The sequence below is a fragment of the Streptomyces sp. CBMA291 genome (assembly GCF_014596525.1).
In the GTDB taxonomy this organism is placed as follows: Bacteria; Actinomycetota; Actinomycetes; order Streptomycetales; family Streptomycetaceae; genus Streptomyces.
Genome location: NZ_MSJP01000110.1, coordinates 16,580 through 28,978 on the forward strand (window position 1 = coordinate 16,580; position 12,399 = coordinate 28,978).

Sequence of the window (12,399 nt, forward strand, 5' to 3'; positions counted from 1 at the left end):
CGCCCACCGCCCGCGCGCCCACCGGCCGGGCCCGCCCCACGGGCCCGGCCGACCCCACCCCTCCGCTTCGCCCCGCCCTCATCCCTCGACCGCCATCCGGCGCCCGCACTCCCGGGCCAGCGGCGGGTAGGCGGCGGCGATCGCCTCGTACAGGCGCCGCCGGAGCAGCCGCTCGGCCTCGCCGCGCCCGGTCTCCCCGTACAGCCCGTCGAGCAGGGCCTCGTACCGGGCCAGGCAGTGCCGCAGATAGCTCACCTGCCACCGTACGAGCGAGCCCTCGGGCGGGCCCGAGCGCGGTCCGCCCGGCGCGCGGTTCCGGGGACCGCCGGGACTCCGGGCCTCCAGGAGCCGCCGGTGGAGCACCGCCCTGCGCTCCAGTTCGGGTCCGGGCAGCCGGGGCACCTCGACGGGGGCCGTGCGGACGGCGGCCAGGACCGCCGTCCTGCGCTGCTCGGCATAGGCCCCGGCGGCGGCGGACCGGCCCGGGGCGAGGACCGTGGCACCGGCGAACTCCGGCGTCCGCTCCACCGCTTCGACCCGGGCGAGGAGATAGAGCCGGACGGGCGCGAGGGACCAGCGGCGTGGATCCCGGCCCTGGACGTCGGGCGAGCCGAGCAGCTGCCGCACCATCGTGTCGGTCCAGCCCCGCCGCCGTACCCCGGCGTGCGTCACATATGTCGTACGGTCCGTCATGATTCCCCCTGGGTCGACTACGGAGAGTGATGGATCCAGTGAAGCGCACCCCACTGACAACGCCTCCGCGAGTGACGTGAACGCCGCCGCGAGCGCCTCCGTGCGGGGGCGCGAGCCCTGCCGAGGGCACCTATGCGGCGTCACGCGCCCCACCCCCCCCCGTGGCGCCACGCGCCCCACCTACGCGGCGCCACGCGCCCACCCTCCACGGCGCCACGCGCCCCACCCCCGTGGCGACCCGCGCGCCCCACGGACGGCACCCGTCACCGCCGACGCGCGCCCCACCCGTCACGCCCTCCTCGGCATCGCTTCCCCCCCTCGCCCCCTTGCCGGAGCCGTCCCCCCTGTGTCATATAGGTCTGGACCATTCCGAAGGACGGAGGCCGGATCGTGCAACGCCCGCTCCCCACAAGCCTGTTGACGACCCTCGCGCTCGCACTCACCCTCACCGGCTGCTCCGCCGCAGCCGCGCCCGAACCCAAGGACACCCGCCCGCCCACCGCCCCGACCGGGGTCACCGCCACGGCGGGCAGCGCACGGACGGTCCACGTCATGTGGAGCGCCGCCACCGACGACCGCGCCGTCACCGGCTACGCGGTCTACCGCGAGGGCCGCAAAGTCAAGGAACTCCCCGCCACCACCCTGATGACCGACGTGACCGGGCTCGCCCCCGCCAGCCGTCACCGCTTCACCGTCCGCGCCCACGACGCCGCCGGAAACGTCTCCCCGGACAGCGCCGCCGTCACCGCCACCACCCTCCCCCCGGCCGCCGAGGACCGCACACCCCCCACCATCCCGACCGGACTGCGGGTCACCGCCGACGGCAGCCGCGCCGCCACCCTCAGCTGGCGCCCGGCGAAGGACGACACCCGGGTCACCGCGTACGACGTCTACCAGGCCGACACCCGCATCCACACCGTCCCGGGCGCCGACACCACCGCCCACGTCACCGGACTGCGCCCCGGCACCGCCTACGCCTTCACCGTCCGCGCCCGCGACGCCGCGGAGAACTCCTCCCCGGACAGCACCCCCGTCGACCTCACCACCGCCTCCGCCCCGGGCGCCCCCGCCAACACCGCCCCCTCCGCCCTCGTCGCCACCTTCGCCAAGGGCGAGATCACCGTCAGCTGGCTGCCGCCCGTCACCGGCGCCCCCGTCACCCACCACGAACTGCACCTGAACGGCCGCTTCGCCACCACGATCGTCTGGGGCGGCGCCCCGCCCCCCGGCCGGGCCACCTACACCTTCCCGGTCCAGGACCCGCCGGGCACCCGCTACACCCTCACCCTGCGCGCCCAACTCCCCGACGGCACCTGGGGCGACTTCTCGGCCCCGCGCACGGTGGTGGTGCGCTGACACCAGGGCGCCACCCGGCGCGCCCCCCCCGGACCGCCTGCCCGATCCATCACCCGTCCGGCCCAGCGCCCGCCTCCTCCACCCCCTCCTCCGCGCGCTCCACCACCCCTCCGCCGCCCGTCCGATTCGTCCCGGTCGAACTACCCTGGGAAGCGTGGCCGAGACCGTTCTCACGAACACCGGACTCGACAGCTTCCTCGACGGAACCGCCGAGCACCGCGATCCCGTCTTCACGCGCGCAGCGGAGGCGGTGCTCGGGCTCCTCGCCCTGCGCGGGGCCGACCGGGGCAGCGGGCTGCCCGAGCCGACCCCCGCCCTCGTACGGCGGCTGCTCGTCGAGGACCTGCCGACGTTCGTGTACGCGCCCCCCGGCGACCTCCCCGCCTTCCCCGCCGTGCTCACCCGCCTCGCCGCCCGCTTCGACGGCGGCGCGGGCGAGCGGATCGGCACCGCGCTGCGCGAGTCCGCCGCCGACTTCGAACGGGCCATGACCGACCCCGGCAACCTCACCTGGCACCGCTGGTACGCCTCCCTGCTGCGCACCTGCGGCGCCGACCTCGGCGACCCCGAGGACGTCCGGCGCAGGCTCGCCGCGCTCGACGGCGCCCCCCTCCCCGACGGGGTGCACCGCGCCGACCTCATGGGCCGGACGGCCCTCGCGGACGTCCTCCTCTCCGAGGCGCTCACCCACGCGTACGTACGGGACGCCGAGGACCCGCCCGCCTCGGGGCCGCTGCTCACCGATCACGCCGTCGCGACCGGCATCGGGCGGGTGGCGGCGGCGCTCCAGGACCGGTGGACGGCCGCCGGGCTCGCCGACCAGCTCTCCGGGCCGTACGCCCGCTTCGCCCCGGGCCCCGAGGTCTTCCCGCACCTCGTCCTGGCCGACGCGCTCCTCGGCGAGCACCTCGACCACTACGGGGACCCCGCCGTGCCCGCGCCCCCGCCGTCCACGATCGAGTACGGGCCCGTCGAGGCGGACGCGGACACCCTGACCGCCGCCGTCGAGGACCCGGCGGGGGAGGAGTCCGGACCCTACGCGGGAGAGGCCCCGCATCTGCTGTACGTGGTCTACCGGCGCGGCTGCTCGGCGGATTCCGTCGCCCGCAAGGCCGCCGAGTACGAGGACTGGACCGTCGACCCCGACCTGGAGGACCTGCCGGTCCCGGTCCCGGCCGAGGCGTCAGGCCCGTACGCGCTCCCGCCCCTGCCCGAACTCGCCCGGCTCCTCGGCGGCGCCGCGCCGACCGAGGCCGACCGCGCCCTCCTGGAGCGGCCCGCCCGCGACCTCGCGCACGTCCTCGACCGGCTCGCCGCCACCGGTCTCGTCTTCCGCACCGGCGACGCCTTCGGGCTCACCCCGCGCGGCGCGGGCGCCGTCCGCTATCTGCTCGGGGTGCGCGGGGTCGTCGCCCCGGACGCCGCCGAGGTCAGGGCGTGGGCCGCGTCCGCCGTGGTGGCCGCCGCCACCGGCTGGCCCGACTGTGTGGCCGCACGGGTGCTCGCCGACTGGCTCCACGCGCGCGGGGACACCGCCGACGCCTGGTCCACGCTGCTCGGCGCACTCGGCACCGTCCGCGCCGGAACCCCCGAAGCCGCCGCCACCCGCGCCCTCTTCGGTGTCCTGGACACGGCGCACGCCCCGCCCGACGCGCTGCGCGGGGCCGTCGGCGACCCCGTGATCGGCGCGTACGCCCACCAGGCCCTGCGGGCGCGCGGCGAGACCGACGACCCGCTCCGGGTACGGACCTCGGCGCGGGCCCTGTTCGTCCTCGACGCCCTGCCGGGGAAGAAGGGGCCCCTTGAGTCCCGCCGTACCGCCTTCGACGAGGCGGCGGCGGGCTGGCCGGGCGGCTCGGCCGCCCTGCTCCGCGCCATGACGACGGCGGACCGCCATGAGACGGCCCGGGTCCTCGGCCCGCTCGGCCTCACCCCGAGGTGACGGCGCCCCCCGGCCCGCGGTCGGCGCGTGGGCCGGGCCTCTCGGCTCGCGGTGGAAACGACAGGGTCCCGGCTCCGGCGCACGCGTGGCGGCGGAGCCGGGACCCTGTCGGGGCGTGGTCGGCGCGGTCGGCCCTGTCGTCCCCTCAGCCGGTCAGCTGCTCGTACGCGGGCAGCGTGAGGAAGTCCGCGTAGTCCGCGTCGAGCGAGACGTGCAGCAGCAGGTCGTGGGCCTGCTGCCACTTCCCCGCCGCGAAGGCCTCCTCGCCGATCTCCGCGCGGATCGCGGCCAGTTCACCGGCGGCGACCTCGCGGGCCAGTTCCGGCGTGGCCCGCACGGTCCGGCCCTCGTGCTCGAACTCGACGCCCGCGTTGATCCACTGCCAGATCTGCGAGCGTGAGATCTCGGCGGTGGCGGCGTCCTCCATCAGATTGAAGATGGCGACGGCGCCGAGCCCGCGCAGCCACGCCTCGATGTAGCGGACGCCGACCTGCACCGCGCTCACCAGACCGGCGTACGTGGGCCTGGCGTCCAGCGAGTCGATGGCGATGAGGTCGCCCGCCGCGACGGAGACGTCCTCGCGGAGCCGGTCCTTCTGGTTCGGCTTCTCGCCGAGGACCGCGTCGAAGGAGGCCATGGCGATCGGGACCAGGTCGGGGTGGGCGACCCAGGAGCCGTCGAAGCCGTCGCCGGCCTCGCGGTCCTTGTCGGCCTTGACCTTCTCGAAGGCGACCTTGTTGACCTCGGCGTCGCGGCGGGACGGGATGAAGGCGGCCATGCCGCCGATCGCGTGCGCTCCGCGCTTGTGGCAGGTGCGCACGAGCAGTTCGGTGTACGCGCGCATGAATGGCGCGGTCATCGTGACCGCGTTGCGGTCCGGCAGGACGAACTTGGCTCCGCCGTCACGGAAGTTCTTGACGATGGAGAAGAGGTAGTCCCAGCGGCCCGCGTTCAGCCCGGAGGCGTGCTCGCGCAGTTCGTAGAGGATCTCCTCCATCTCGTACGCGGCCGTGATGGTCTCGATGAGGACCGTGGCGCGGACGGTGCCCAGGGGAAGGCCCACGTACTCCTGGGAGAAGACGAAGATCTCGTTCCAGAGGCGGGCCTCCAGGTGCGATTCCGTCTTCGGCAGGTAGAAGTACGGGCCCTTGCCCAGGTCCACGAGCCGCCGGGCGTTGTGGAAGAAGTACAGGCCGAAGTCGACGAGCGCGCCGGGCACGGCCCGTCCGTCGAGGACCAGATGGCGCTCGTCCAGGTGCCAGCCGCGCGGGCGCATGACGACGGTGGCGAGTTCACCGGCCGGCTTGAGGGCGTACGACTTGCCCGAGCGCGGGTCCGTGAAGTCGATGTTCCGGGTGTACGCGTCGATCAGATTGAGCTGGCCAAGGACGACGTTCTCCCAGGTCGGCGCGGAGGCGTCCTCGAAGTCGGCGAGCCAGACGCGGGCGCCGGAATTGAGCGCGTTGATCGTCATCTTGCGGTCGGTCGGGCCGGTGATCTCGACACGGCGGTCGTTCAGAGCCGCCGGGGCGGGCGCGACCTTCCAGGAGTCGTCGGCGCGGATCGCGGCGGTCTCGGGCAGGAAGTCCAGGGTGGACGTGCGGGCGATCTCGGCGCGGCGCTCCGCCCGGCGGGCGAGAAGCTCGTCCCGGCGCGGGGTGAACCGCCGGTGCAGTTCGGCGACGAAGGCCAGGGCGGCGTCGGTGAGCACCTCTTCCTGGCGCGGCAGGGGCTCGGCATCGACGACGGCCAGGGGGGACGGCTCTGGTGTGGACATGAACTGTCACTTCCTTCAGCGGACTTCACGGGCGGTGACTGGCGGCCGCCGAGCGTCACGGGGGGCGGCACGGAGTGCCACGGGCGCCGGGATACGGCCGCGGGCGCCCGCTGGAACAGCAGGGGCTTCTGAACAGTGGATACTAGTTTCCTCATGGTGGAAGTTCAATGGACTGTTGATGTCGAGACTCCCCGGATCGACCCGCCGTGGCCCCCGGTGCCGCGCCCCTCACTCCCGATACGGCTCCCGGCGCGACTTCCGATACGGCTCCCGGCGCGGCTCCTGACGTGACTCCTGATGTGACCCCTGGTGTGACTCCAGACGTGTCAGATCCTTCTCGGTGTCGATGTCGTAGGGCTCGGCCACATCCGAACAGTCCACCGGGGTGATCGCATCCCGGTGCGCCGCCAGATAGTCCCGGGCTCCCCGGTCACCCGTCGCCAGCTCCGCGATCCCCGCCCAGTGCGCGGCCCCGAACAGCACGGGACGGTCCCGCACCCCGTCGTACACGGCCGCCACGAGCGCCTCCCGGACCGTGCGCGCCTCAAGGTCCGCGTGCGGCCCGCGCCCCGTGCCCGCCTCCCGGACCCGGGTCACCGCCGCCGCCCCGATCCCCGGCTGGTCGACCAGCAGGACGAGCACCGCGTCCACCCCGCGCGGGTCGGCGGCCAGCGAGGCGAGCCCCGCCCGCAGCGAGGAGCCCATGCCCTCGGCCCACTCCGGGTTGTCCACCAGGACGCATCCGGGCAGCTCGGCCCGCTCTCGTACGGCCTCCGCCGAGGCGCCCAGGACCACGTGCACCACCTCGCAGCCACCCGCGCGCAGCGTCGCCACCGCGTGCTCCACCAGGGGCCTGCCCCGATGGGGGAGGAGCGCCTTGGGGCGCCCCCCGAGCCGTCGCCCGCCCCCGGCGGCGAGCAGCAGACCCGCCACCACAGGGGGGTGTTCACCCGTTCGGTCAACCGTGGTTGTCATAAGGAGTGCATACCTCGGCAGGGGAAGGGGAATCCTCGCCCGAATCACCCTCGCGGAGGGTGGCGCGTCGGACACGTAAAGGAGTTAACTGACCCGCGACCCCGGCGCCTGACCATCGCCCGAGGGGGTCGTGCGCCGCGCCCGGGGTGTCCGGGCGGTCGGCGGAGTGCCCGCAGTTCCCAGAGTTCATGCGGTTCATGGAGTTCGGACAGCGAGTTTCGCGCGGGGAACCGCGCGAGGGGGAGAAACCGTGTTGCGAAGCGTGGGACAGAGACGAGCGGCCGAGGAGGGGACGGACCCCCGGGCGGCCGGACTGAGGGCGGCCGTCTCCCGGCTCCGTCGCGAACTGGCGGCCCATCGGGTCGAGTTCGCCGACCGGGACGTAGCGGAAGAGGAACTCGCCGCCCTCGACGCGCTGGCCCTCGGCGACACCCCCGAGGTATGGCGGCTGCGCCGCTCCCTGCTGCTCGTCGCCGGATCCGTGGGCTCCGTCAGCGCCCTCGCCGGAGGACTCGCGGAAGTGCGCGAGGCGGTGGAACTCTTCGGCCCGCCACCCGGGGGAACGCTCGGCTGACCGGGCGTACGGGAGGGACGTACGGGACGGGCGTACGGGCCCGCCGTCCCCGGGCGGGACGAGGGACGGGCGGCGGGCGCCTACCGTCGGATCAGGCGCCGTGCCGTCGCCGCCGCGACCGCCGCCGTACGCGAGTCGACGCCCAGCTTCGCGAACACATGCACCAGATGGGACTTGACCGTCGCCTGGCTCAGGAACAGCGCCTTGCTGATCTGCTGGTTCGACAGGCCCTCGCCGACCAGCTGGAGCACTTCCAGCTCCCGCTTGGTCAGCGCCTCCGCCGGGGTCCGCATCCGGTCCATCAGCCGGTGCGCCACCGCGGGGGCCAGCGCCGACTGCCCGGCCGCAGCCGTCCGCACCGCCGCCGCCAGCTCCTCCGGCGGCGCGTCCTTCAGCAGATAGCCGGAGGCGCCCGCCTCCACCGCCGCCAGGATGTCCGCGTCCGTGTCGTACGTCGTGAGCACCAGCACCTTCGGCCCGCCGGGCGCCGCCGCGATCGCCGCCGTCGCCTCCGAACCGTGCATGCCCGCGCCGAACTGGAGATCCATCAGGACCACGTCCACACCCCCGGCGGCGGCCAGCTCCACCGCGCGCTCGGCGGTCGCCGCCTCCGCCACGACGGCGAAGTCCGGTTCCGTGTCGAGGACCGCGCGCAGCCCGGCCCTGACGACGGGGTGGTCGTCGGCGAGAAGGAGACGGATGGTCATGGGCGGACTCCGGCGGGAAGAGGGAGGGAGACGGCGACGGCGGTGCCCTGGCCGGGCGCGGACTCGACGGTGAACGTGCCACCCAGCGACTCCGCGCGCGAGCGCATCGCCGGAAGCCCGAAACCGCCGTCGGACGAGGGGCGAACGGCCCCGGGATCGAACCCCGCGCCGTCGTCGACCACGTCCAGGGTCACGGAGGAGCCCATGAACGACAGGGTGATCTCCGCCCGGGAGGCGGCCGCGTGCCGCACGGTGTTCGCGAGCGCGGACTGCGCGATCCGCAGCAGCGCCACCTCGTAGGGGGTGGGCAGCTCGACCGGCGCCCCGCTCACCGAGAACCGCACCCGGGGCCCGCCCCCCGCCCCGGGGGCCCCGGGACCACTCGCGTCGGCCGGCTCCCCGCTCGCCCCCGCGCCCCCGGGACCGCCCGTCGCCGCCTGACCCGCCGTGACCTCCTGCGATACGGGCTCCGCGCCCGCGCCGTACGGAGTGGCGGAGGGGCCCGCCGCGTACAGCCCCGCCCCCGCCCCCGGTTCGCAGAGGCGTTCGAGGGCCGCTGCGAGGGAGCCGTGTTCCAGGTCCGGCGGGGCCAGCGCGCGGACGAAGCGGCGGGCCTCCGCCAGATTGTCCTGCGCCTCCCGGCGCGCCCGGTCGATGTGCCCGGCGGCCGGGGAACCGGGCGGCAGCGCCCGCTCCGCAGCCCGCAGCAGCAACTGGATGGAGGACAGGCCCTGCGCCAGGGTGTCGTGGATCTCCCGGGCCAGCCGCTCCCGCTCGGCGAGCGTCCCCGCGTGCCGCTCCGCCGCCGCGAGTTCCGCCCGGGTCGAGATCAGCTCCTCGATGAGCCGCCGTCGACGCTCGCTCTCCCGGTACAGCGCCTGATAGCCGAGGACCGTCGCCACCGCGACCGCCGCACCGAGCAGGGGCCCGATGAACACCCCGGGATTGAGCGGGGCGCCGTGCCCCACGTACGCGAGGATCGCCGCGCCCGCCGTCAGCGCCACGACCGGCAGGGACCAGCGGGTGGGCAGCAGATGCAGCTGGAGGAAGTAGAGCGGGAACGCCACCCAGAGCGCCTCCGGCGTCAGGCAGAGCATCACCAGCCAGGCCCCGCCCAGGACCGCAAGCCATCCGGCCGCCGCCCGCCGCGACCTCCGCACCACCGCAAGCCGCGACCCGGCCGCGTAGACGCCCCCCGTCACCAGGGCCGCCGCGACCCCCGCCCCCGAATGCGCCCGCACGGCCGCGAGCGCGAGCAGCCCCGCCGTCAGCAGGTCCAGACAGAGACGCGGCAGACGCGGGGCGGGGGTGAGGGTACGCGCATCCATGATTCCCCCAGCCTAGGCCGAGCGGACAATCCGGACCTCAACCAAAAGTTTGACCCCGGAGCCATCCGTGGCGCGATGCCCGGACGCCCTCCCGGGGACCACTCTGGTCAGCATGTTCGTGGCATGGAGAGACCTCAGGTTCGCCAAAGGGCGGTTCGCGCTCATGGGTGCGGTGATCGTGCTGATCACGCTGCTCGTCGGGTTGCTTTCGGGGCTGACCGCCGGGCTCGCGCGGGAGAACGTCTCCGCGATCACCGGGCTGCCCGCCGACCGGCTGGCCTTCGCCGCGCCGCCCGCCGGGCAGTCGGCCTCCTTCACCAACTCGACCGTCTCCGAGAAGCAGTGGCGGGAGTGGGCCGGCCGGCCCGGGGTGAGCGCCGCCGCACCCCTCGGCATCCGTACGCTCAACGCCGCCTCGGGGGACCGCACCGCCGCCGTCTCCGCCTTCGGCGCCGACCCGGACGCGGGGCTCGCGCCCGGTGCCGTCGGGCCCGGCAAGGCCGTCCTCTCCGAGTCCGCCGCCGAGGAGCTGGGCGTCTCGACGGGCGGCGCCCTGCGCCTCGGCCCCCTGGAGCTGAGCGTCGCGGGCGTCGCCGGTGACGCCTCGTACAGTCACACCCCGGTGGTGTGGACCTCCCTCGACGACTGGCAGAAGCTCGGCCACGGCGGCACGACCCCCGAGGAGCAGGCCACCGTCATCGCCCTGCGCGGGGACGGCACGGCCGACTGGACGGCCGGAGACCGGGCCCTCGGCACCGAGGCGCGGACCCTCGACAAGGCCCTCACCGCCATAGGGTCCTACCAGGCGGAGAACGGCTCGCTCCAGCTCATGCGCGGCTTCCTCTTCGTCATCTCCGCCCTGGTCATAGGGGCCTTCTTTACGGTCTGGACCATCCAGCGCAGCGGTGACGTGGCCGTCCTCAAGGCACTCGGCGCCTCCACCCCGTACCTCCTCAGGGACGCCCTCGGGCAGGCCGTCCTCATGCTGACCGCCGGGACCCTCGCGGGCACCGCGCTCGCCGTCGGCACCGGCTTCCTGATCAGCGGCGGAGACGTGCCCTTCGTCCTGGAACCGCTCACCGTCCTCGGGCCCGCCGCCGTCATCGTGGTGCTCGGCGTGCTCGGCTCGGCCCTCTCCATCCGGCGGATCACCGCCGTCGACCCCCTCACCGCCCTCGGGAGCGCCCGATGAGTCTCGTCCTCGACGCCGTCACCCTCACCTACCCCGACGGCGACGGGCGTCTGACCGCCCTCGACACCGTCTCCCTCGACGTCCCCGCCGGGACGCTCACGGCGGTCGTGGGGCCCTCCGGCTCCGGCAAGTCCAGCCTCCTCGCCGTCGCCGCCACCCTGGTCGTCCCCGACCGGGGCGGGGTCGCGATCGCCGGTACGGACACGGCGGCACTGGACGCGTCCGGCCGGGCGCGGCTGCGGCGGGAAAGGATCGGGATCGTCTTCCAGCAGCCCAACCTGCTGCCCTCGCTCACGGTGGCCGAACAGCTCCAGGTCATGGCGCACCTCTCCGCCCGGCCGCCGAAGGAGGCCCGGAGCCGGGCCCTCGCACTCCTCGAAGCGGTGGGCCTCGCCGACCTCGCGGGGCGGCGCCCGCACCAGCTGTCCGGCGGCCAGCGCCAGCGCGTGAACATCGCACGGGCGCTGATGAACGACCCCTCCGTGCTCCTCGTCGACGAGCCGACCAGCGCACTCGACCACGAACGGGGCGAGGCGGTCGTGGAACTGCTCGCGCGGCTGACGGAGGAGCGCGGCACGGCGACGGTCCTCGTCACCCACGACCGTACGCACCTCGCCCGCGCGGACCGGGTGGTCACGGTCCAGGACGGGCGGCTGACCGAGCAGGTCACGGCCTGAACCCCGCACGGCCCGGACATGGAGACGGCGGAGGGCCCCCGGGCATGTGCCCGGGGGCCCTCCCGCCGTACGGGTCCCGCGCGGCTCAGGCCCCGCCGCCCGAGGTGTTCGCCAGGGCCGCGGAGAGTTCGCGGGCCACCTGCTGGAGGACCGGGACGATCTTCTCGGTGGCCGCCTCGGTCACCCGGCCCGCCGGGCCCGAGATGGAGATCGCGGCGGCGGTGGGGGAGTCGGGCACCGACACCGCCAGGCAGCGGACCCCTATCTCCTGCTCGTTGTCGTCGACCGCGTAACCCGCCTCGCGGACCACGGCGAGCGCGTCGAGGAAGCCCTCGGGTGTGGTGATCGTCTTCTCCGTCGCGGAGGGCATGCCGGTACGGGCGAGCAGCGCGCGCACCTCCTCCGCCGGGGTGTGCGCGAGCAGCGCCTTGCCGACCCCCGTCGAGTGCGGCAGCACCCGTCGGCCGACCTCGGTGAACATGCGCATGGAGTGCTTGGACGGCACCTGCGCCACGTAGACGACCTCGTCGCCGTCGAGGAGTGCCATGTTCGCCGTCTCGCCGGTCTCCTCGACGAGCCGCGCCAGATAGGGCCGGGCCCAGGTGCCGAGGAGGCGGGAGGCGGACTCGCCGAGCCGGATGAGCCGGGGGCCGAGCGCGTACCGCCGGTTGGGCTGCTGGCGTACGTACCCGCAGGCGACCAGGGTGCGCATCAGCCGGTGGATGGTGGGGAGGGGGAGTCCGCTGCTGGCGGAGAGTTCGCTCAGCCCGACCTCGCCCCCGGCGTCGGCCATCCGCTCCAGGAGGTCGAAGGCACGCTCAAGGGACTGGACGCCCCCGCTCGCGGCGGGCTTGGCGGCGTCGGTGGTGCTGGCGCTGGACGTCGGCACGTCAACGGTCCTTTCGGGGCAGGCGGGCAAGGCAGCAGCCTACCGGGCGCCCCCGGCCGGGGCACACGGTCCCGGGGTCGGCTTCCGCGCCGGTCAGGGCGGGTCCGTCCGGTCACGAGGACGGCCCGGGGTGCTCTTCCTCGGCCCCGCGGGCACGGGGCCGAGTTCTACCTTACGAAACTTGGCTTCCGCCTTGTGGAAGCACTCAAGTGTGGGGTGTGGGGGCTCGACGGGGGAGACCCACCCTTGACGGCCCGTCGTCCGGGCGTGAAACTCCTTCAACAGTTCG

General features: G+C 74.7%; 11 protein-coding genes. 5 read left to right on the forward strand and 6 right to left on the reverse strand.

The features are described 5' to 3' along the window. Nucleotides 1-78: 78 nt before the first annotated feature. Entirely contained in the window at nt 79-693 is a 615-nt protein-coding gene (locus tag BU197_RS26840; RefSeq protein WP_188270893.1) for a hypothetical protein, read from the reverse strand. 390 nt (nt 694-1,083) lie between these two features. Here BU197_RS26840 and BU197_RS26845 point away from each other — a divergent pair, with 390 nt between their 5' ends. Continuing rightward, the gene (locus BU197_RS26845; protein ID WP_188270894.1) at nt 1,084-2,049 is read left to right on the forward strand and encodes a fibronectin type III domain-containing protein; all 966 of its coding nucleotides are present in this window, start codon (nt 1,084-1,086) and stop codon (nt 2,047-2,049) included. Between the two features lie 154 nt (nt 2,050-2,203). Then, on the forward strand, nt 2,204-3,991 hold the full coding sequence (locus BU197_RS26850; protein ID WP_188270895.1) for a hypothetical protein: 1,788 nt from the start codon (nt 2,204-2,206) through the stop codon (nt 3,989-3,991). Nucleotides 3,992-4,136: 145 nt separating this feature from the next. On the opposite strand, the gene aceB is transcribed toward BU197_RS26850, so the two are convergent. Beyond that, the gene (gene aceB / locus BU197_RS26855) at nt 4,137-5,768 is read right to left on the reverse strand and encodes a malate synthase A (RefSeq protein ID WP_188270896.1); all 1,632 of its coding nucleotides are present in this window, start codon (nt 5,766-5,768) and stop codon (nt 4,137-4,139) included. Nucleotides 5,769-5,996: 228 nt separating this feature from the next. After that, nucleotides 5,997-6,743 (reverse strand): NTP transferase domain-containing protein, encoded by a 747-nt coding sequence (locus BU197_RS26860; protein ID WP_188270897.1) that lies wholly within the window; start codon nt 6,741-6,743, stop codon nt 5,997-5,999. A 250-nt stretch (nt 6,744-6,993) separates the two neighbouring features. Between BU197_RS26860 and BU197_RS26865 the strand changes: the two genes are divergently transcribed. Continuing rightward, nucleotides 6,994-7,317 carry a DUF5955 family protein gene (locus BU197_RS26865; protein WP_188270898.1) on the forward strand — a complete coding sequence of 108 codons (324 nt, stop codon included), beginning with the start codon at nt 6,994-6,996 and terminating at the stop codon, nt 7,315-7,317. Nucleotides 7,318-7,397: 80 nt separating this feature from the next. On the opposite strand, the gene BU197_RS26870 is transcribed toward BU197_RS26865, so the two are convergent. Together BU197_RS26870 and BU197_RS26875 are read right to left on the reverse strand one after the other, a co-directional pair. Further along, on the reverse strand, nt 7,398-8,024 hold the full coding sequence (locus BU197_RS26870) for a response regulator (RefSeq protein ID WP_188270899.1): 627 nt from the start codon (nt 8,022-8,024) through the stop codon (nt 7,398-7,400). Next, nucleotides 8,021-9,352, reverse strand: coding sequence for a sensor histidine kinase (locus BU197_RS26875; protein WP_188270900.1), 1,332 nt, complete (start codon nt 9,350-9,352; stop codon nt 8,021-8,023). The genes BU197_RS26870 and BU197_RS26875 overlap by 4 nt, the downstream gene beginning before the upstream one ends. Before the next feature lie 112 nt (nt 9,353-9,464). Here BU197_RS26875 and BU197_RS26880 point away from each other — a divergent pair, with 112 nt between their 5' ends. Then, on the forward strand, nt 9,465-10,544 hold the full coding sequence (locus BU197_RS26880) for an FtsX-like permease family protein (protein ID WP_188270901.1): 1,080 nt from the start codon (nt 9,465-9,467) through the stop codon (nt 10,542-10,544). Next, nucleotides 10,541-11,221 (forward strand): ABC transporter ATP-binding protein, encoded by a 681-nt coding sequence (locus tag BU197_RS26885; RefSeq protein ID WP_188270902.1) that lies wholly within the window; start codon nt 10,541-10,543, stop codon nt 11,219-11,221. Before BU197_RS26880 ends, BU197_RS26885 begins: the two co-directional genes overlap by 4 nt. Before the next feature lie 85 nt (nt 11,222-11,306). Here the strand turns inward: BU197_RS26885 and BU197_RS26890 are convergent, their stop codons facing one another. Further along, the gene (locus tag BU197_RS26890; protein WP_188270903.1) at nt 11,307-12,110 is read right to left on the reverse strand and encodes an IclR family transcriptional regulator; all 804 of its coding nucleotides are present in this window, start codon (nt 12,108-12,110) and stop codon (nt 11,307-11,309) included. Between the last annotated feature and the right edge of the window lie 289 nt (nt 12,111-12,399).